The organism is Ochrobactrum sp. SSR (assembly GCF_030067775.1).
GTDB classification, from domain to species: domain Bacteria; phylum Pseudomonadota; class Alphaproteobacteria; order Rhizobiales; family Rhizobiaceae; genus Brucella; species Brucella teleogrylli.
The window spans coordinates 1,271,455-1,292,491 of the sequence record NZ_CP125971.1 but is presented as its reverse complement, the minus strand read 5'-3'; the positions used below and the strand labels follow the sequence as shown (position 1 = coordinate 1,292,491).

Below are 21,037 nucleotides of genomic sequence, written 5' to 3'. Positions count from 1 at the left end.
CCTTTCGATACGCCCTTGGAATACGGCCCATCCGCAATCGGACCTGGCCCTATTCCTATCGTCGGGAGTATTGAATGCTGTTGAGCAGAACCGCGAGCACGATCACCGCGCCGGTAAAGACGGTCTGCCAATAGGAGGATACGCCGATGATCACCAGACCGTCGGAGAGGAAGCCGATAACGAAGGCGCCGAGCAGCGTACCCTGAATGGTGCCGCGTCCGCCTGTCAGCGCCGCGCCGCCGATGACGACAGCCGCGATTGCCGTCAATTCGTAGGTTGTACCGGCGGTTGGACCAGCAGAGGTCAGCTGCGACGACAGGACGAGACCGGCAATGGCAGCGCAGATGCCCGAAATCACATAAACGGAAATCTTGACCCGCTTGACCGGAACACCTGAAAGTTCTGCCGCCCGCTCGTTTCCGCCCGAAGCATAGAGCCAGCGACCGAACGCAGTGCGATTGAGAACGACCGCGCAGATGATCGCCAGCACAGCCAGAACCAGAACGCCAATCGGAACGCCGAAAAGCGTGTTGAAACCGAGCCAATCAAAGCCGGTATTCCCCAGTTCCGGACGGCCACCAAGATTGTTGTAGGTCAGACCATTCGTCATCAGCAAGGCGACACCGCGAGCACAATAGAGCACGCCAAGCGTGGCCACGAAGGCTGGAACCCGCAGATAGGCAATCAGCACGCCATTAACAGCGCCGACAAACGCCCCCAATGCACAGGTGATGATGACCACGGCCCAGACAGGGAAATACAGAATGATGCCGAATTCCTGCAGCGTCACGCCCTGCATCAGGAAACCCGCAACGACGCCTGCAAGCCCCAGTGTGGAACCGACGGAAAGATCGATGCCACCATTCAGGATCACCAGCAACATGCCAATCGCCAGTAACCCGAAAATGGCCACATGCGAAGACATGATGAGGAAATTGTCGACCGTGAAATAATAGGGCGATAGGAACGAAAAGGCAGCGATGATTGCGATCAAAGCAAAAAATGCACGACCTTCGAGCAGCAGATGCACGATATTGGTTTTCCGCTTCGCCCCGCCTGGGGTTGCCGCTTTGTCTTTTGTGCTCGTGACTGACATTCTATCAGTGCTCCATAACTAAAGCATTCCAGCGATCTGGTAACATCAGATCAGGTGCTCGAACTTTTCGACTTGCGCATGCCCGCTCGAAAACCGAAGACATGCAGCAGTTTCTCAATGACCAACCATGGCTTCGCCCGAGGCGGCCATGATCTTCTCCTTGGAGACATCCGAACCAAATTCGGCTGAGATGCGCCCGCGATGCATGACCATGATGCGATGAGCAATGCTGAGGCATTCACCAACTTCGGAAGTCGTATAAATGACCGCCAGCCCCTGCTTGGCTTTCTCGGCCAGCAACTTGAACACCTCGGCCTTCGCGCCGATGTCGATGCCCCGGCTCGGTTCATCCAGCAGGATTACTTCGGGCTCGGTGGCCAGCATCTTGCCGATCACGACCTTCTGCTGATTGCCGCCGGACAGCGAGCCAATCGCCGCATCACCGCCATCGGTCTTGATATGAACATTCTTGATCGACTGATCGATGATGTTCTTCTCGCTCTTTCGGGACGTGAAGAGGCCTTTGGTGATCTCGGCTATGCTGGCCAGTGACAGGTTCTTTCCGACAGTCATCGTCTGGACCAGACCATCACGCTGGCGATCTTCCGGAACCAGAACCAGCCCCTTTTCGATGCGTTGGGCGATGGAAAGACCCGAGACGTCGGTGCCCTTGAGAAGCACACGACCGTCACTGGCCTTCAAACGACCGGCAACCGTTTCCAGAAGCTCGGTGCGGCCCGCACCCATCAGCCCATAGATGCAAACGATTTCGCCTGCCCGCACATCGAGCGACAGCCGGTCGACCAGCGCGAAATCCGCGCCAGCAGGATCTGGAACCGTCAGGTTCTCTACGGAAAGGGCAACGTCGCCCAATTCATAGCCGTTTGGAGGAGACCCAAGATCGAAGTTCTCACCCACCATGTTACGAACGATCCATTCCAGATCGATTTCGTTGCGAGGCGCATAGGCCGTCATCGTTCCATCGCGCAGCACGACGGCATGATTGGTGATCTGCAGTGCTTCTTCGAGATGGTGCGAGATATAGACAATCGCAACGCCACGCGATGTCAGATCGCGGATGACCTTGAACAGCACCTCGACTTCCGATGCACTCAATGCGGAGGTCGGTTCATCCATGATGAGAATGCGGGAATTGACCGAAAGCGCGCGTGCAATTTCCACAATCTGCTGCTGGCCGAGACGCAACTCTTCAACCGGCGTCAGCGGGTCGATATCCTCTTCCAGTTCCTTCATGAGTTCGCGCGTGAGGCGTTCTTCTTCGGCGAAATTTACGCCAGTCGGCGTGCGGATTTCACGCCCCATGAAGATATTGTCACGCACATTCATGTTGGGTGCGAGGCTCAGTTCCTGATGGATGATCGAGATGCCTCGGTCACGCGCTTCCGTCGACGAATTGAATGTCACCGGTTCGCCGTCCAGCACAATCGTGCCGGATGTCGGCTGAATAACTCCCGACAGCACCTTCATCAAAGTCGACTTGCCGGCGCCGTTTTCGCCGAAAAGCGTGGTGACCTGGCCGCGACGTATCTCGAAATTCACACCCTTGAGAGCGTGAATGCGACCATAAGATTTGGCGACATTCTGCGCGGCGAGAACGACATCACCGTTCTTGCCTTCAATTCTGGGATTTTCGATTGTTGCGGCGGCGCTCATTTGACTGCGAACTCCACCGGCGTGACGAGCCAGTTCTTTGGATTGACGAGCTTGAACACGCCGGTCACCGAAACCGTCTTGCCGACGAGATTGTCGGCATCCACGCCTTGCAGAACCTGCTTCTTCATTTCGTTGTTGAGCGCAGAACCTGCATTTTGAAATTCGATCTGGTTCTTGAACTGACCAAATTCAATTGTGCCGGTCGCATCGCGCAAATCCGTGCCATTGACGGCGGGACCTGTCTGGACCCGGATCGACATGCCTTCAGGCAAGCCATCGACCTTGATCACATTATAGTTCGATTTGCGCTCTTCAACGACGCCGATGAACTTCACAGGAATGACTGGATTGACGCTGCCAACACCATATTTCTTGCCTGCCGCAGCCTTGTCGGCTGCAAGCGCCGTTCCAACTTCGGCTGCATCGGCGGCACGTTCGATAATGCTCGACTTCACCTTCGGAAACTCTGAAGCGCCATAAGCCTCAGGCGAAAATGCTTGCTGACGCACATCGGAATCAGAACCGATCTTGACGATCTTCGTATCGAAGCCAATCGCGCCTATAACGACCACAGCCGCAATCACACTCCAAAGAATGGCGCGGTTTTGCTTGGGCGAAGCTCGCGAAACTTGATTAGTCTGTGCACTCATTATTCAAACCTGCCGAATTGTCGGAACGGATCGCGCCCAGTACTGGCCGCCGTGAACACTCACCTGTTTGCGAATAGCCCTGCCGTCAGATCGGGCCAGCGAAATTCTCCACTCGCGCGGCAACCGGGACAACGGACAAAATCATGACATCCTCCACGCGGTCCCAGGGCTCCGCTCCTCCGTGCCTACTGGAAACAGGCATCGCCCCATGCATTATGATAGCGACGTGTTATTAACTCCAATTATGATGTTATAAACATAGATAACTGTCAATCCGATGTTTTGGAACAGACGGGGGAAGTTCGTTTTTCGGCGAGAAATCCGCCCGTTATGGCACCAGAAACGACTGTTTCAATCCACATATTTAAAAGCCATCGCGGCTGTTGACGACCGGATTGAGGCTTAGCTCTCTCGTAGAGAGATTCAATAAAAAAACATGCTATTTCAATATATTATATCATAAAGCGCGAACGATTTCCCGCTGCCAAAGGGTCAAAAATCGCCTCACTTCTTGAAGTGGCTTCCTCTCGGCTAACAAGTTTGTGAAAAATAATTCGTACACATAAAAATTTTACAGACATTGCCGAGCCGCTATGTTATCTCAGTTACACGCGAATGCCCGATTTCATTAAAAACAGGGTTGCGGCGACGCATTTCAGTCGCGGGAGGAATCCAGATGTCGATAATTACGTGTAGCGGCCATGCGTCATAAAGGTGATCTCATCATCGGAATCGATGCTGGCACGTCCGTTCTCAAAGCAGTCGCGTTTGATTTCAGCGGACGCCAGATCGAGTCTGCGGCCGTACGCAACAAATACGATACCGGCGATCACGGTGCCGTGACCCAGTCCCTGTCACAAACCTGGAAAGATTGCGCCAGCGCCCTGCTCGGCCTTGCAGAAAAAGTTCCAAACCTGCGCGAGCGCGCGGCGGCGATCGCCGTCACTGGTCAGGGTGACGGCACTTGGCTGGTCGGAAAGAACAACCAGCCCGTAACTGACGCCTGGATCTGGCTCGACGCACGCGCCGCCACAACTGTGACGCGGCTTGCCGCTGGCCCCATGAACCGTGCGCGCTTCGAAGCGACAGGCACGGGACTCAATACATGCCAACAAGGCTCGCAGATGGCGCATATGGATAGCGTTGCGCCAGAACTGCTCGACCAGACCGAGGTCGCGCTTCACTGCAAGGACTGGCTCTATCTGAACCTCACCGGCATTCGGGCCACCGACCCATCGGAAGCAAGCTTCACCTTCGGCAATTTTCGCAACCGCCAATATGACGATGTCGTCATTGAAGCACTGGGCCTGCAAAAACGCCGCAAGCTTCTGCCTGAAATCATCGACGGCACACAGACCATGCATCCGTTGAGTGCAGAGGCGGCAGCCGCAACCGGCTTGCTGGCCGGAACGCCCGTCAGCCTCGGCTATGTGGACATGGCCATGACTGCACTCGGTGCTGGCGTTCGTGGCGGAGCCTCCGATGCTGGCTGCTCCACCATTGGCTCCACAGGCGTGCATATGCGCGCAAAGCGGGTCGCAGACATTCACCTCAATCGGGAAGGCACCGGCTATGTTATCGCATTGCCAATTCCCGGCATTGTGACGCAAGTTCAGACCAATATGGGCGCGACGATCAATATCGACTGGATATTGCAGATGGCCGCCGACCTCATGTCCACACCGGACAAGCCTGTTTCGCTGAATGACCTTATCCCGCGCCTCGACGTATGGTTCAATGCAAGCCGCCCGGGTGCAATCCTCTATCATCCGTATATTTCAGAGGCAGGAGAACGCGGACCTTTCGTCAATGCCAGCGCGCGCGCAAGCCTCATCGGTCTTTCGAGCCGTGATCGTTTCCCCGAACTGGTGCGATCCGTGGTCGAAGGACTGGGCATGGCAACGCGCGATTGTTATGCCGCCATGGGCGACATGCCAGCCGAACTGCGCGTCACGGGCGGCGCCGCGCGATCACGCGCTTTGCGCAGCACACTCAGCGCTGCCGTCAATGCGCCGGTTCGCGTTTCCTCCCGCGAGGAAGCTGGCGCCGCCGGTGCGGCGATGATGGCGGCTGTCGCCATTGGGGCCTATGCGACGATGGATGACTGTATCGCCGAATGGGTGGAGCCTCTGCTTGGAACCCCGGAAGCACCCGACGCTTCCCGCGCACGGCATTATGAAGAGCTTTATCTCGCCTATCGGGAATCCCGGCTGGCGCTGGCGCCGGTTTGGGACCAACTGGCCGCCGACAGGTAAGGCCGGGCGGATTGGCGCAATATGATGAGACGTGCCGAAACATCGGCATTCCAAGGAGCATGCAATGGCTGAGACGGAAACTTGTGACCTGTTTGTGATTGGCGGCGGCATCAATGGCGCAGGCGTTGCGCGCGATGCTGCCGGGCGCGGTCTCAAGGTCGTTCTGGCCGAAAAGGACGATCTGGCGGAAGGCACTTCGTCACGTTCCGGTAAACTTGTCCATGGCGGCCTGCGCTATCTGGAATATTACGAATTCCGTCTTGTTCGGGAAGCGCTGATCGAACGCGAGGTGCTGCTCAATGCAGCACCGCATATCATCTGGCCGATGCGTTTCGTTTTGCCCCACAGCCCGCAGGACCGTCCGGCATGGCTCGTGCGGCTTGGCTTGTTTCTCTACGATCATCTCGGCGGACGCAAGAAACTTCCCGGCACCCGCACGCTCGATCTCAGGCGCGACCCGGAAGGCACACCGATCCTCGACCAATATACCAAGGGCTTCGAATATTCAGACTGTTGGGTCGATGACGCCCGGCTTGTCGCGCTCAATGCGCTGGGCGCCGCTGAAAAAGGAGCGACCATCCTCACCCGCACGCCGGTTGTGTCGGCGCGCCGCGAAAAAGGCGGCTGGATCGTTGAAACGCGCAACCGCGATACAGGCAAAAACCGCAGCTTCCGCGCCCGCTGCATCGTCAATTGCGCAGGCCCCTGGGTAACGGATGTTATCCACAATGTGGCCGGATCGAACTCAAGCCGGAATGTGCGTCTGGTCAAGGGTAGCCATATCATCGTGCCCAAATTCTGGGCCGGTTCGAATGCCTATCTCGTTCAGAACCACGACAAGCGCGTGATTTTCATCAACCCTTATGAAGGCGACAAGGCGCTGATCGGCACCACAGACATTGCCTATGAGGGCCGCGCGGAAGACGTTGCCGCAGAGGAAAAGGAAATCGATTATCTGCTCGCTGCGGTCAATCGTTATTTCAAGGAAAAGCTGCGCCGGGAAGATGTGTTGCACGCATTCTCAGGCGTGCGCCCATTGTTCGATGACGGCAAGGGCAACCCTTCGGCTGTCACGCGCGACTATGTCTTCGATCTGGATGAAACCGACGACGCGCCCCTTCTGAATGTGTTCGGCGGTAAAATCACGACATTCCGAGAATTGGCCGAGCGCGGCATGCACCGCCTGAAACATATTTTCCCCAATATGGGGGGCGACTGGACCCATGACGCGCCGCTACCCGGCGGTGAAATACCCAACGCCGATTACGAAACCTTCGCCAATAGCTTGCGCGACAGCTATCCCTGGATGCCACGTCAGCTTGTGCACCATTACGGTCGCCTTTATGGCGCGCGAACCAAGGATGTCGTCGCCGGTGCGGTTGGACTTTCAGGTCTTGGCCGCCATTTTGGCGGCAATCTTTACGAGGCCGAAATTCGCTATCTGGTCGCAAAAGAATGGGCGAAGACGGCACAAGATATTCTCTACCGCCGCACCAAGCACTACCTGCATCTGACTGAAGCCGAACGTGCTGCCGTCACGGAGTGGTTCGACAACAAACATATTGCTGCCTGAGGACGACATGGCCCTTACGCTCTCTTTGAACACCAACCCGCTGGTCAATCGCTTTGCCGAGCCTGATGATCTAATCGAAACAGTGGCCCGCGATCTCCGCCTGCGCGATCTTCAGCTGACCCATGAATTCATCAATCCCAGCTGGCAGGCCTCCACGATCCGTCGCCTGACGCGCACGATGGACAAAGCCCTGCAGCGAACAGGCGTTCGCGTAACATCGGGCATGACAGGGCCCTATGGTCGCCTCAATCACTTCGGCCATCCCGACAGCGAAGTGCGTCGCTATTATGTCGATTGGTTCAAGACCTTTGCCGATATTATCGGCGACCTTGGCGGCAAATCGGTCGGCACACAGTTTGCGATCTTCACCTATAAAGACTTTGACAATCCCGCGCGTCGCGAGGAGCTTATAGACATTGCAATCGACTGCTGGGCGGAAGTGGCCGACCATGCAGCCGGTGCCGGTTTGGATTATGTGTTCTGGGAGCCGATGAGTATCGGTCGGGAATTCGGCGAAACCATCGCCGAATGCATGAAACTTCAGGATCGCCTGACCGCTGCACATATGACGATCCCGATGTGGATGATGGCGGATATCGACCACGGCGATGTCACATCGGCCAATCCGGACGACTTTGACCCCTATGCCTGGGCACGCGCGGTGCCAAAAGTTTCGCCGATCATCCACATCAAGCAGAGCCTGATGGATAAGGGCGGCCATCGTCCGTTCACCGCGGCCTTCAACGCCAAGGGTCGCATTCAGCCGGAACCTTTGCTGAAGGCTTTCGCCGAGGGCGGTGCCCAAGACAATGAAATCTGCCTTGAACTTTCATTCAAGGAACGCGAACCGAACGACCGCGAAGTCATTCCGCAGATTGCGGAAAGTGTGGCTTTCTGGGCCCCGCACATTGACACCGGCGTCAAGGATTTGAAGATATAAAGAACGCCAGAATCCGACCGAAGCACCACGACGTTCGACAGGATAATGCTTCAAGTGAAAAACCTTAAGGCGCGCGCCTCTGATAAGATCAGATTAAAACGCGCCTGACCTGCGAAGGGACCGGACAGCTCGAAATGGCAGATGCAGACGATTCCCTCGCCCTTCGTGCAGCCTGGCTCCACTTTGTTGCAGGCATGACCCAGTCGGCTGTTGCCAAGCGCCTCGGGCTACCTTCCGTGAAGGCGCATCGTCTCATCGCCAAGGCGGTTGCGGATGGTGCCGTCAAGGTCACCATCGACGGCGACATTACCGAGTGTATCGATCTGGAGAACCGTCTCGCAGATCGATACGATCTCGATTATTGCGAAGTCGTACCCGATATCGGTGAGGAAGGCCTGCCCCTCACCGCGCTTGGCCACGCGGGCGCGGATTTTCTTCGCCGCGAAATCGAACATGGCGACCATGAGGTAATCGGTATCGGCCATGGCCGCACCCTGTCGGCTGCGGTCAACTATATGCCGCGCGTTGTGGCAAATGATTTGCGCTTTGTCTCGCTTCTCGGCGGCCTTACACGCAATTTCGCCGCCAATCCCCATGACGTGATGCATCGCATCGCGGAAAAACCGGCATGCCCGCTTATGTGATGCCGGTGCCGTTCTTCGCCAACACGGCTGAAGATCGCGAAGTGCTGCTTGCCCAGCGCGGCGTCACCACTGTTTTCGATATGGGATGCCGGGCAGAATTGAAAATAGTCGGGATCGGCACTGTGGATTCGCAGGCGCAACTCGTGACATCCGGCATGATCGAACTCGCCGAAGTCGAAGAAATCGCCTATCTCGGTGGCGTCGGCGAAATGCTCGGACATTTCTTCGATGCTAATGGCAAGCGACTGGAAACCGGTCTCACCGCACGCACCATCGCCGCGTCGGTTGAAAACGCGGATATGAGCCGCATTATCGCCCTTGCGGGCGGCTTGCCGAAAGCCGAAGCCATTCGAGCAGTCCTGAAAAGCGGGCGTCTTTACGGGCTGATCACCGATGAGCGCACAGCCAAATTCCTCGTCGAATAGCGAACGTGAAAATGTCACAAAATCACATTTATTGTAGATTTTTTTGTGATTTTGTGATTTATCGTCGTTGAATGTTTCGCGAGACAGATCGGACACAAGCGTGAAGCGCGACGACAGAAGACAGGCGATCATAAATTTACTGATTGAAAATCAGTCCGTCGATCTTGACGATCTGTCGGATCGCTTTGCCGTGTCCAAAATGACAATCCATCGCGATCTGGATTCGCTGGAAGAATCTGGTGTTTTGCGCAAGGTTCGTGGCGGCGCGACAATGGATGCAGGCTCGCAATTCGAAAGCGATTTTCGATTTCGCGTGCGCCAGGACAATGAAGCCAAGCTTCAGATGGCCAGAGCGGCACTAGAACTGATCGAGCCGGGCATGACCGTCATGATCAATGACGGTTCCACGGCTGCGGTTCTGGGCGGGCTTTTTCCCGAAAAGCGGCCGCTGACCGTCATCACCAATAACGCGGTCATCATCGATGAGCTGAAAGGCGAAAGCGGGATCAATCTCATTGCTCTCGGCGGTGTTTTCTCGCCCAAGTTCAACGCTTTTTTCGGCCTGCTGACGGAAGAGGCACTGTCGCATCTGAGTGCCGACATCGCGTTCATTTCGACACCCGCCGTCAATGGCAGGCTCGTCTACCATATGGACGAAAATGTTGTGCGCACCAAACGCGCAATGACCGCTTCGGCGACACGCACCTGCCTTCTGGTCAATCATCAGCGCTTCGGGCGTCCCGCGTTACATGTCATGGCCGACCTCGCCGATTTCGATGCCATCATCACCGATACATCCCCTGGCCGCGAAATCACAGCCGAGCTGGAACAGGCTGGGATCAAACTGACAATAGCAGACTAGGAAAGAGCATTTGGGCATGGCCAGATTTTGGGTTGGAACGAGCTGGAAAATGAACAAGACGCTGGCGGAAGCGCGGGCCTTTGCCGACGCGCTGAAGGCCGCTGACGGCGAACGATCTGCTGATATTCAGCGTTTCATCATTCCACCGTTCACGGCTGTGCGCGAAGTGAAGGAAATCCTGTCCGACACATCCGTAAAGGTCGGCGCACAAAACATGCATTGGGCTGATAAAGGCGCATGGACCGGTGAAATTTCTCCGCTGATGCTCAAAGACTGCAATCTCGACATTGTGGAACTCGGCCATTCCGAGCGGCGCGAGCATTTCGGCGAGACCAACGAGACTGTTGGCCTCAAGGTTGAAGCTGCGGTGCGCCACGGGCTGATCCCGCTGATCTGCATCGGCGAGACCTTGGAGGACCGTGAAAGCGGTCGGGCGGCAGAGGTTCTCGCGGAAGAAGTGCGCGGCGCGCTGTCCAAATTGTCGGACGAGCAAAAGCAGGCCGAAATCCTGTTCGCTTATGAGCCCGTCTGGGCCATCGGCGAAAACGGCATTCCCGCTTCCGCCGACTATGCCGATGCCCGACAGGCAGAAATTATCGCCGTCGCTGAAGGCATTGTCGGTCGCCGCGTTCCCTGCCTTTACGGCGGCTCAGTCAATCCCGGCAACTGCGAAGAACTGATCGCCTGCCCGCATATTGATGGCCTCTTCATCGGACGCTCCGCCTGGAACGTCGAGGGCTATCTCGACATTCTGGCCAAATGCGCAGCCAAGATTCAAGTGAATTGAGAATTCAGACTAGTTAAGGAGTGAGATCATGAAAATTGCAGTAGCAGGAGACAGCGCTGGCGAAGGTCTGGCCAAGGTTCTCGCCGACCACCTCAAGGACCGTTTCGAGGTTTCGGAAATCTCGCGCACCGAGGCTGGCGCCGACGCGTTCTACGCCAATCTTTCCGACCGCGTTGCATCGGCTGTTCTGAACGGCACCTATGACCGCGCCATTCTCGTCTGTGGCACCGGTATCGGCGTCTGCATCGCGGCCAACAAGGTTCCCGGCATTCGCGCAGCGCTGACGCATGACACCTATTCGGCTGAACGCGCCGCCTTGTCGAACAACGCCCAGATCATCACCATGGGCGCGCGCGTGATCGGATCGGAAGTCGCCAAGACCATCGCCGATGCATTCCTCGCCCAGACCTTTGACGAAAACGGTCGCTCGGCTGGAAACGTGAACGCCATCAACGATGTCGACGCCAAGTACAACAAGTGCTGATTTATTCGTCAGAACATGACAAAAAAAGCGGACGGGAAACCGTCCGCTTTTATTTTTACAGCAAGCTAAAAGCTTAGCTGAATTTCGGATCGAGAGAACCATCAAGATAGCGCTTCGCCATATCGGCTAGCGGGATCGGACGGATCGAAGATGCATGTCCGGCGGTGCCGAACTGCTCGAAACGATCCTTGCAAAGCTTGGTCATCGCGGCCATCGCTGGCTTCAGATATTTGCGCGGGTCGAACTCGCTTGGGTCTTCCTGCAGGATGCGGCGGATCTGGCCGGTCATTGCCATGCGGTTATCCGTGTCGATATTGATCTTGCGCACACCGTGCTTGATGCCGCGCTGGATTTCCTCGACCGGCACACCCCAGGTCGGCTTCATCTTGCCGCCGAACTTGTTGATGATTTCCTGAAGGTCTTCCGGCACAGACGACGAACCATGCATGACAAGATGCGTGTTCGGCAGCTTGCGATGAATTTCTTCGATCACATTCATGGCCAGCACGGAACCGTCCGGCTTGCGGCTGAACTTATATGCGCCGTGCGAGGTGCCCATGGCAATTGCCAGTGCATCGACCTTGGTTTCGCGGACGAATTTCACCGCTTCATCCGGATCGGTCAGAAGCTGATCGTGCGAGAGCTTGCCTTCCGCGCCGTGGCCGTCTTCCGCATCACCCATGCCGGTTTCCAGCGAACCGAGAACACCCAGTTCACCTTCCACCGAAATACCGCCGAGATGCGACATTTCGCTGACGCGGCGGGTGACCGAGACGTTATAGTCCCAATCGGCAGGCGTCTTGCCGTCAGCTTTAAGCGAGCCGTCCATCATCACCGAGGTGAACCCGGCCTGGATGGCCGTCATGCAGGTAGCAGCTTCATTGCCGTGATCGAGATGGACGCAAACCGGAATATGCGGATAGATTTCCGTCACTGCATCCATCATGTGGCGGAGCATGATATCATTGGCATAAGAACGCGCACCGCGGGATGCCTGCAAGATAACCGGCGCATCGACGGCATTTGCCGCTTCCATGATCGCCAGCGCCTGCTCCATATTGTTGATGTTGAATGCCGGAACGCCATAGCCTTTTTCGGCTGCATGATCGAGCAATTGACGCAGTGTGATGCGTGCCATTTTTCAGTCTCCCTACCAGTCGCGGTCAGATGCGCTCACGCGCGTAATATTCACCCAGAACATCCACCTCTTCAGCAACGCCAAACACGAGCGCGCTTCGCTCATGGTAGGATTGCGGCAGAATATCAAGAATAGCGGTCGAACCGTTGGTTGCTTTTCCGCCTGCTTCCCGGCAAAGGAAAGCGATCGGATTTGCTTCATAAACGAGCCGCAGGCGGCCCTTTTCGTAGCCCGCACGGCGATCATCCACATAGAAGAAGAGGCCACCGCGCTGCATGATGCGATGCATGTCGCCAACGGCCGCGCCGAGCCAGCGCATGTTGAAATTGCGACCGCGCGGCCCGTCCTTACCGAGGAAGACGTCATTCACATAGGCCTGCATGCCCGCAGAAAGATGCCGCTGAACGGATGCATTGAACGCAATATCCGACGCGCGTTCCGGCAGAGTCACGTTGCGGCGCGTAATCTGGAATAGTTCGCTCGCCGGATCGAAGGTGGCGAAAATCACGCCATCGCCAACCGAAAAGCAGAGATCGACAGAATTGCCGTAGGATACATATCCTGCTGCAATCTGCCTGTTGCCCGGCTGCAGGAAGGGTTCGTCCGTATCAGCGGGGAAGAACGAGAAAATCGTGCCAAGCGGCGCGCCGAGACCAACATTGCCGGAACCGTCCAGCGGGTCGATGGCAACCGCAATCAGACCATCAGCCTTGCCTGCCACGGGCAGATCGGCTTCTTCCGATAAAACGGAGGCCGCACCCGCTTCGATCAGCAAATCAACAAACAGATTGTGCGAACCGACATCGATGCTTTTCTGCTGATCCTGATCGCTGTTGACGCCAACAAGCTTTCCCGGATCACCCGGCAACGAACCGAGTGCAATGCGCCCAGCGAGCCTGCTCGACCCCGCGAGAATGGCCTTGATCGCATTGGCTGTCGCCAGTCGCAGAACGTCTTGCCCTGCCCAGCCATCGAGATAGTCTCCAACGGTATCAGCCTCGACGCGGTCATTATCGCCAGCCAGAACCAGCGGCGCAAAATTGCCAGCCATTATTATTCACCTTGCTCCAGAAGAAATTTCGCCGAGCATCGACGCGGAAGCGCCGAAGCAGTTCGTGCCAATCACTTTCTCTCCGATGCAGTTTGCCAGTTGCAGCATGTCGGATAAGGGCGAGCCGAAATTCATGGCGGCAACCTCCTTGCCAATCACTGATTTTTTGCCTGCCGCACGCATATTCGTGAGAAAGGTCAGCAGGCCTGAGCCCACTAACATCATCCTGAGATATTAACAACGTGGCTATAACATTATAACGATTTAAATGTGATTTTGTGTTCAATTTTTTTATTTCGTGATCGTTGGCAATTAGCCATCTCCTTGTAATCATTATGTTTCGGCGACACCGCTCCTTTCCGGAGATTCCGGGCCGCATCATGTTGCAAAGCGATTCGCCGCCTCATTGCGCCCGATACCGCCTTTGAAAGAAGTCATGTTCCATTCCATGCCTGAACAAGCGTCCTGCCTTTGCGAAACTGGCCGGTTGCCAGCATTGATATGCCTGCTATGAGTGGAGATACTGTTTCGAGATAGATTGCAGCTGAAGGCGCGCGCAATGTGCAAGGCACGGAAATGAACGAGGATTTCGGATCGCTGGATGACGAGCTGGAGCGCGCGCGCGTTGCCTGGCTCTATTTTATCGGTGGGCAGACCCAGCAAGAAATTGCACAGCGGATGAACATCACCCGGCTCAAGGTCAACAAGATCATCGGGCATGTGCGCGAGTCGGGACAGGTGCAGGTCAACGTCAACCTGCCATTGACCGACTGCATTGAACTGGCTGAGAAGGTTGCGGCGCGATACGATCTGGTCGAGGCGGTCGTCGTGCCCGATCTCAACGATTATATCGAGCAGAAGCGGGTTATCGGCGAAGCCGCAGGCACAATGGCGTCGGAACTGATTGAAGGGCGCGACATGGGCGTCGGGATCGGCTCTGGCAGAACCTTGAGCTTTGCGGTTCGCAGGCTCCATCTGCGTCCCAAGCCCGAGAGCTGGGTTGTCGGATTAACAGGCGGCGTCACCAGCGGTTCAGCGACAAACACGTTCGAAGTGGCAACGGATTTTGCCCGCGCATTGGGCGTGGAATGTCACTACCTGACCGCGCCGATCTATTGCGCAAACCCGGAAAGCCGCAATGCGCTGCTGCTCAATGATGAGCTGACCGATGTTCTGGCCAGAACTGAGATTGCCGATATCGGGCTTGTTTCGTGCGGCCCGCTGACGCAAGAAACGTCGCTGACACATATCCGGGTTGTCAAAGATAATCTCGATACGGTGCTGAAACTTGGCGCAGTCGGAGAATTCATGGGCTGCTTTCTCGACGCTCGGGGACGACCGATCGAACATTTTCTCAATGATTCAATTATCGCTCTGCCGCCGGACAAGCTGAAACTCAAACCCGTCTCGGTTCTTGTTTCTGGTGGTCTCAATAAAATTCCAATCATCCGCGCCATATTGCGCGGCGGATATGTCAATCGCCTCGTCACCAATGAAGGCGTCGCCCGGGCTTTGTTGCAGGGGCCGCGTTAAGCAACCCCTGCAAGCAATTGCTTATTTCTTCGCGGTGCTCTGCAAGGCTTCCGTCATGGCGCGCAGCGTCACAAATGTCGATGCTGCGCCGGGGTCGATATGGCCAACGGAACGCTCACCGAGTTTTGCGGAACGACCGCGACGCGATTCCATGGCAGCCGTCGATTGCATACCAGCCTCTGCACCCTTGCGGGCCGCAAGGAGGACATCCAGCGTCGAGCGGCCCTGCTTTACGGCCTCCGCAGCGGCAGCGACAGCCGGAACCCATGCATCGATCATGGTCTTGTCGCCCGGTTCCGCGCGACCACGATCGCGAATGCCCTGACACGCCGCTGCCAGCCAATCGGCCATGCCCGCACCATCAAGATTCAACCGGTTGCTGACCGCAGTACCAGCGCGCAGGAATGCCGTCGCGTAGAGCGGCCCCGAGGATGCGCCCACTGCATCGAGAAACGCCTTGGCCATGCGCTTGCAGATGGCTTCGATGGTTTCGTCTTCCGGCGCGTCTTCCAGCGCGTGCTGCACTGCCTTCCAGCCGATTTCCATCGTGATGCCATGATCGCCGTCGCCGATAACGCCGTCCAGCTCCGATAGCCAGTTTTTCTCGGCGATGATTTGCTCGCCGACATTGGCCATCATGATCTTGAAAATGGCTGGCGTCACATCACCATCCTTGATCAACTCACGCGGCGCGTCTTGGGCAGGATCGCGAGTTTCTGCGGCATGCTCCACCTTATGGCTGCGACTGGCCAGACGCTCCTTGGGCTGCACGGCACCGACCGTCACCGCAGGCGTATGACACGGATGGTCGAGCAGCGCCTGCAATGTATCGTCGAGCTTCATCAGCGTAATGGAAGCGCCAGCCATTTCGAGCGATGTTGCATATTCGCCCACCCAGGACGCGTGGATGCTCACGCCCTTGCCATCCAGCAACTGCTTGACGCGGCGGAAAACCAGATAGAGCTCGATCTGCGATGTCGCACCAAGTCCGTTGACCAGAACCGCAACACGGTCACCACGCTTGAGAGCCAGTTCCTCCAGTATGGACGCCATCAATTCGTCAGTAACAGCATCGGCAGGCGCAAGTTTTTCGCGACGGATACCCGGCTCGCCATGCAGCCCCATGCCGATTTCCATATCCTCGTCGCCGATGGTGAAATTCGGCTTGCCGGTCTGTGGCAAGGAACATGGGCTCAGCGCAACACCCATCGAGCGTGTCGCTTCGTTCGCCGCCTGCGCAAATGCTTCAACGCGCGCCAGAGGTTCACCGAGATCCGCGGCAGCGCCTGCAACCTTGAATACGAAGAAATCACCCGCAATGCCGCGCCGTTCCGTCTTCCGTTCAAGCGGTGCGGAGGCCACATCGTCGGCAACAGCCACATGGCGCACATCCATTCCGCTTTGCGCCAGCTCTTCCGCTGCCATTGTGAAGTTGAGCACATCGCCGGTGTAATTGCCGTACAGCATGAGAACACCGACACCACCATCCGCCGCGCGCGCCGCTTCGGCAATATGCGATGGCGATGGCGAGGCAAAAATATTTCCAACCGCCGCGGCATCGGCCAGTCCGCGACCGACGTACCCGGCAAAGGCAGGCTCATGTCCCGAGCCCCCACCCACAACGATACCAACCTTGCCGTCGCGGGGACCATCAACGGCCACTACGGCACGTCCGGTCTCGCCTTCGACACGCAGCATATCCGGATGAGCGCCAACCATGCCTTCAATCAATTCCGCAATGATGTTTTCCGGCGCATTAATCAGCTTTTTGGTTCTGACCTGTTCATTCATTTTCGTATCTCTCATCAAACTTCAGCGGCGGATTTAGTTGGCATCGCGTCGCAGATAGCGGCGCGAGATTGCATCAAAGGAAATAGCGAGAACCACAATCGCACCGGACACAATCCCCTGCCAGTACGGCGAGACGCCAAACAGCACGATGATGTTTTCGATGATGGCGATGATACCCGCGCCAAGGATCGCTCCAATCGGGCTGCCGATGCCGCCCGTGGTGGCGACACCACCAATGACAGAGGCTGCAATCGGGGCCAGAACCCAGCTATCGCCGATGGACGGTTGCGCCGTTCCCAGACGCGCCACCATCAACACGCCGGCCAGTGCCGCGATGGCGCCCGCCACGACGAACACCAGAAGGCGTACCTTGTTGACGCGGATACCCAGCATACGTGCACCGTCGCGGCTGTTGCCAATGGCATACATATAGCGACCGAACGGCGTTTTCAGCATTACGAAGGTTGCAACCAGAAGTGCGGCGATCATCACCAGAAACGGCACCGGAACGCCGAAGAGGTCGCCACGTCCCAAAAACTGTACCTCACGCGGTATGCCGGTAATCGCGACACCACGCGTCAGCACCAGATTAGCGCCGCCGAAAATACCCGCCGTACCGATAGTGAGAACCAGCGAATGCAAGCCGAGAACGGTAACCAGCAAGCCGTTGAGCAGGCCGAGGCAAGCGCCCAAACACAGCGCCAAAAGCATGGCGGTATATGGTTCGATTCCCAATTTGACCATCAGAATACCGGAGACGACGCCGCACAGGCCGCCAATGACGCCAAGCGACAGATCAAGTTCTCCCAACACCATGAGCATGGACTGGGCAATGGTAATGAGCCCCACAAAGGCCAATCCGCGTGCCACGACGGAAAGGTTATATGGCGTGAGGAAGTAAGGTGAAATCACCGCCGACAGGACGAAAATCACCAGCAGGGCAAAGAAGACGCCTGCAAGCGGCGTGCGTATCAAGTTGGAAAGCGGTTTAGTTTGCATCGGCTTTTACCTCTGTTCCAAAGATCGCGCCTACGAGTGTTTCGTTGTTGGTTTCGGTGGCGTCGTACTCGCCGGTAATGCGCCCGTTGTGCATCGTGATGATACGGCTTGCGCATTTCTTGAGTTCGTTCAGTTCCGAGGAAACCAGGATGACGCCCACGCCTTCCTCGGCCAGATTCTTCATGATGCGATAGATTTCGGTTTTGGTGCGGATATCGATGCCCTTGGTCGGTTCATCGAAGATCAGCACGCGCGGCCGCGTTGCCATGGCGCGCCCGATAATCGCCTTTTGCTGATTACCGCCTGAAAGTTGCGATATGCGCTTGCCCATGCCGGAGGTGCGAATACCGTAATCGTCGATGATTTTTTGAACAATGTTACGTTCGCGGCGGTCATTGATGCCGAGCGAGCCGCTGGTCAGTGAAAGCACGGACAGACCGATATTCTCGCGCAGCGACAGCAGCGGGAAAATCCCGTGATGCTTGCGCTCTTCCGAAAGATAGAGCATGCCGCCGGCCACGGAACGCGACGTATCGTTCAATGCCCAATCCTTGCCTTCGACCGTCACGCTTCCGGCGCGCGCCTTGAGAAATCCGAAGATGGTTTGCATGACTTCCGAACGCCCAGCGCCGACCAGTCCGGCAAAACCGAGAATTTCGCCCTTACGCAGATCGAAGCTGACGTCTTCAAATCGCGGGCCCGAAAGTCCACGAACTTCCATGATCGGCGCGGCGATCTCGCCCGTCGGTCGGAAATGCTCGTCCAGCGCGAGATCGCGACCAGACATGGCGCGGATGAGATCCGCCTCCGTCACGTCGCTGATCTTGCCGCTCTCAATCTTTGTGCCATTGCGAAGGACCGTGTAATCATCACCGATCTGGAAGACTTCATCCATCTTGTGACTGATGAAGACAATCGCATGGTCACGATCGAGCAGGCTTCGAATAACCTTGAAAACGCGCTCCACCTCGACACGCGTCAGTGACGATGTCGGTTCGTCCAGAATGAGAACCTTCATTTGAGAATTGGTGCAGGCCCGCGCAATTTGCAAAAGCTGCTGGTCGGATACCGATATATTGGCAACCAGCTGATGCGGATGCGCTTCGATACCGAACCGGTCGAGATATGTCTTGGCCTCTTCCATCAACGCCGTGCGATTGACCAAAAAACCGCCATGACCTGTCCGGCTGAATGGCATGAACAGGTTTTCGGCTACGCTCATCTGCGGAAACAGAGTCAGTTCCTGCGGGACATAGGCCACATTCTTATAGAGCGTCGGATCGGACGCAGGATCGCGCCCATCGATCAGAACCTGACCGCGCGATGCGTGATCGGTCCCGGTCAGAATTTTCACGAGGGTGGATTTACCCGCGCCGTTCTCGCCAGCAAGAATATGGGTGCGTCCGAGCTCAACCTGGAGATCGACCCCATCCAGAGCGGTCACACCGGGAAAATCCCTGCCGAGGCCGCGCGTTTCAAGATAAGCCATAGAGGGACATCCTGGACAGCATTGGACAAAGGAAGCGCGGAGAAACCCCGCGCTCCTGTAGCGTGATCGGTGGGATTAGTTACCCACGTTTTCCTTGGTCAGGAATGCGTTGCCGGTATCGATATAACCCGGCACCGGAGCGCCGGTTGCCTGGGCCCAGAGCACCATGACCGACCAGTAGCCCTGCAATTCCGGCTGCGATGCCGAAGAACTGTCAGCAACGCCGTTGCGGATCATGTCGAGCATTTCCGGCAGGTTATCGAGACCGACGAGCGTGACCTTGCCCTGCTTGCCAGCTTCGACAATAGCCTGACCGATGCCGATCGGACCTGCGGCATCCGATGCGACCCAGCCCTTCAGATTTGGGTTGGCCTGCATGATTGCGGCTGCCTGCTGCTGAGCGGTTTCGATGCTGTCATTGTCGATGCCTTCAGCAACAACCTTGATGCCCGGATGCTCGGCGAATACCTGACGATGGCAATCGGCGCGGATGGAGTGATTAGGCGCCGTCGGCACGCCCATCATGATCGCGACTTCGCCTTCACCGCCAAGCACCTCGACCAGACGGCGCGCGGCGATCTTTGCCTGCTCGCAGAAGTCGGAACCGATATGGGTAATAGCCATGCCTTCCGGCGGCACGGAATCGAACAGGACGAGCGGAATCTTCTGTCCCTGCGCTTCTTCGAGGGATGCGCGATTGCCGGACGGGTCGAGCAGATCCAGCGCCAGACCGTCAGGACGGGTTGCCAGCGCACTGTCGATGATCTGGTTTTGCTGTACGACATCCGCGCTCTGCGGAGCCGAATAAACGATTTCAACATTCGCGCCAGTCTGCGCCTTGAGCGCTGCCGCGGCCTGTTGCGCGCCATCATTAACCTTGTCGAACCAGGGATGAACGACCTTCGGCACGATGACGAAGCGATAGCTATCCTTCTTCGTCGTTCCCGGCGCATCCTGCGCGATTGCGACAGTCGGCAATGCAAAGGCGGCAAGCGCCAGCAAAGTAGCGAGTTTTTTCATTAGATTCCTCCCTAAGCAAAATCAGGCCAGGCAACCTCACCTGCCCGCAAATCGATGTGCGAAACGCCATGAATTTCGCTCCGCACATTAAGATCTTCGGCACATTTACAACTGTATTTTTAAAATTACAAGAGTTTAATCCCGTTGTTCACGGTGGTCCACATCGTCTCGGCTCGATGAGACCGCTTTACGGTGTGATGTTCACCGAATTCGCGGAAAAGCCTGATGGCGTCGATAAGATTGACCCAAACTGATTCAGCCGCATGCTGCACGCAGGTCTGGAGGGCGCTCAGTCCATTGGTTCGGCGAAAGTCGGCGACAAGACTCGGCTGGACACACTTGTCCCGGCCATTGAGGCCCTCGTTGAAGCGGCCGAAAGGGGCCGCGCTTCCGCAATCTCGTGGCCAAAGTTGGCAAAGCGAGACCCCTTGGCGAAAGATCGTTGGGGGTGTGAGATTCAGGAGCGACCTCATGCGCAATCATCTTGAAAGAGTTGTCGCTGGGCACCCGCGAACGTTCGGACTAACCGTGATCCAATGAGCGGAGGGACGGTCTGATAGCGCTGGCGATGCTGAACGAATACAAGTTGCCGCTGCCAATCACATCGCGGATCGACAGCGGTTTTA

Annotated in this window: 17 protein-coding genes and 2 pseudogenes; 9 read left to right on the top strand and 10 right to left on the bottom strand. The window is 56.7% G+C overall.

What is annotated here, in order from left to right; all coding sequences use genetic code 11:
• Nucleotides 1-55: 55 nt before the first annotated feature.
• The 3 genes from QLQ11_RS23565 to QLQ11_RS23555 form a co-directional block, all read right to left on the bottom strand.
• Nucleotides 56-1,096, bottom strand: a complete 1,041-nt coding sequence (locus QLQ11_RS23565) for an ABC transporter permease (RefSeq protein WP_109365871.1) — start codon at nucleotides 1,094-1,096, stop codon at nucleotides 56-58.
• A gap of 114 nt (nucleotides 1,097-1,210) precedes the next feature.
• Entirely contained in the window at nucleotides 1,211-2,770 is a 1,560-nt protein-coding gene (locus QLQ11_RS23560) for a sugar ABC transporter ATP-binding protein (protein WP_121538956.1), read from the bottom strand.
• Nucleotides 2,767-3,420 carry a DUF2291 family protein gene (locus QLQ11_RS23555; protein WP_121538957.1) on the bottom strand — a complete coding sequence of 218 codons (654 nt, stop codon included), beginning with the start codon at nucleotides 3,418-3,420 and terminating at the stop codon, nucleotides 2,767-2,769. The genes QLQ11_RS23560 and QLQ11_RS23555 overlap by 4 nt, the downstream gene beginning before the upstream one ends.
• A gap of 701 nt (nucleotides 3,421-4,121) precedes the next feature.
• Here QLQ11_RS23555 and QLQ11_RS23550 point away from each other — a divergent pair.
• From QLQ11_RS23550 to QLQ11_RS23520, 7 genes and pseudogenes are all read left to right on the top strand, one after another.
• Entirely contained in the window at nucleotides 4,122-5,675 is a 1,554-nt protein-coding gene (locus QLQ11_RS23550) for an FGGY-family carbohydrate kinase (RefSeq protein ID WP_283735314.1), read from the top strand.
• A gap of 64 nt (nucleotides 5,676-5,739) precedes the next feature.
• Nucleotides 5,740-7,248: a glycerol-3-phosphate dehydrogenase gene (locus tag QLQ11_RS23545; RefSeq protein WP_121538959.1), complete on the top strand. Its 1,509-nt coding sequence runs from the start codon at nucleotides 5,740-5,742 to the stop codon at nucleotides 7,246-7,248.
• A gap of 7 nt (nucleotides 7,249-7,255) precedes the next feature.
• Complete coding sequence (locus tag QLQ11_RS23540; RefSeq protein WP_121538960.1) at nucleotides 7,256-8,188, top strand: TIM barrel protein; 933 nt, start codon at nucleotides 7,256-7,258, stop codon at nucleotides 8,186-8,188.
• 134 nt (nucleotides 8,189-8,322) lie between these two features.
• Nucleotides 8,323-9,257 (top strand): annotated as a pseudogene (locus QLQ11_RS23535) (sugar-binding transcriptional regulator).
• A gap of 100 nt (nucleotides 9,258-9,357) precedes the next feature.
• Nucleotides 9,358-10,119 carry a DeoR/GlpR family DNA-binding transcription regulator gene (locus tag QLQ11_RS23530; RefSeq protein ID WP_109365864.1) on the top strand — a complete coding sequence of 254 codons (762 nt, stop codon included), beginning with the start codon at nucleotides 9,358-9,360 and terminating at the stop codon, nucleotides 10,117-10,119.
• A gap of 16 nt (nucleotides 10,120-10,135) precedes the next feature.
• Complete coding sequence (locus QLQ11_RS23525) at nucleotides 10,136-10,906, top strand: triose-phosphate isomerase (protein WP_124916037.1); 771 nt, start codon at nucleotides 10,136-10,138, stop codon at nucleotides 10,904-10,906.
• Nucleotides 10,907-10,934: 28 nt separating this feature from the next.
• Entirely contained in the window at nucleotides 10,935-11,390 is a 456-nt protein-coding gene (locus QLQ11_RS23520) for an RpiB/LacA/LacB family sugar-phosphate isomerase (protein ID WP_121538962.1), read from the top strand.
• 73 nt (nucleotides 11,391-11,463) lie between these two features.
• Here the strand turns inward: QLQ11_RS23520 and fba are convergent, their stop codons facing one another.
• From fba to QLQ11_RS23505, 3 genes are read right to left on the bottom strand one after another with little or no spacing between them, the layout of a single operon-like run.
• Nucleotides 11,464-12,528 carry a class II fructose-bisphosphate aldolase gene (fba, locus tag QLQ11_RS23515; RefSeq protein ID WP_109365861.1) on the bottom strand — a complete coding sequence of 355 codons (1,065 nt, stop codon included), beginning with the start codon at nucleotides 12,526-12,528 and terminating at the stop codon, nucleotides 11,464-11,466.
• A 25-nt stretch (nucleotides 12,529-12,553) separates the two neighbouring features.
• Entirely contained in the window at nucleotides 12,554-13,585 is a 1,032-nt protein-coding gene (locus QLQ11_RS23510; protein ID WP_283735751.1) for a class 1 fructose-bisphosphatase, read from the bottom strand.
• Nucleotides 13,586-13,795, bottom strand: coding sequence for a hypothetical protein (locus tag QLQ11_RS23505; protein ID WP_121538964.1), 210 nt, complete (start codon nucleotides 13,793-13,795; stop codon nucleotides 13,586-13,588).
• Between the two features lie 360 nt (nucleotides 13,796-14,155).
• Between QLQ11_RS23505 and QLQ11_RS23500 the strand changes: the two genes are divergently transcribed.
• Nucleotides 14,156-15,112: a sugar-binding transcriptional regulator gene (locus QLQ11_RS23500; RefSeq protein WP_109366406.1), complete on the top strand. Its 957-nt coding sequence runs from the start codon at nucleotides 14,156-14,158 to the stop codon at nucleotides 15,110-15,112.
• 21 nt (nucleotides 15,113-15,133) lie between these two features.
• On the opposite strand, the gene dhaL is transcribed toward QLQ11_RS23500, so the two are convergent.
• The 4 genes from dhaL to QLQ11_RS23480 form a co-directional block, all read right to left on the bottom strand.
• The gene (gene dhaL, locus QLQ11_RS23495) at nucleotides 15,134-16,903 is read right to left on the bottom strand and encodes a dihydroxyacetone kinase subunit DhaL (RefSeq protein ID WP_124916054.1); all 1,770 of its coding nucleotides are present in this window, start codon (nucleotides 16,901-16,903) and stop codon (nucleotides 15,134-15,136) included.
• Between the two features lie 33 nt (nucleotides 16,904-16,936).
• Nucleotides 16,937-17,902, bottom strand: coding sequence for an ABC transporter permease (locus tag QLQ11_RS23490; RefSeq protein WP_283735315.1), 966 nt, complete (start codon nucleotides 17,900-17,902; stop codon nucleotides 16,937-16,939).
• A complete protein-coding gene (locus tag QLQ11_RS23485; protein ID WP_121538967.1) occupies nucleotides 17,892-19,391 on the bottom strand; it encodes a sugar ABC transporter ATP-binding protein in 1,500 nt (499 codons plus the stop codon). Before QLQ11_RS23485 ends, QLQ11_RS23490 begins: the two co-directional genes overlap by 11 nt.
• A gap of 75 nt (nucleotides 19,392-19,466) precedes the next feature.
• Nucleotides 19,467-20,411: a substrate-binding domain-containing protein gene (locus QLQ11_RS23480; RefSeq protein ID WP_283735316.1), complete on the bottom strand. Its 945-nt coding sequence runs from the start codon at nucleotides 20,409-20,411 to the stop codon at nucleotides 19,467-19,469.
• A gap of 170 nt (nucleotides 20,412-20,581) precedes the next feature.
• Here QLQ11_RS23480 and QLQ11_RS23475 point away from each other — a divergent pair.
• Nucleotides 20,582-20,937 (top strand): annotated as a pseudogene (locus tag QLQ11_RS23475) (dihydroxyacetone kinase subunit L); the annotation flags it as partial.
• Nucleotides 20,938-21,037: the final 100 nt, after the last annotated feature.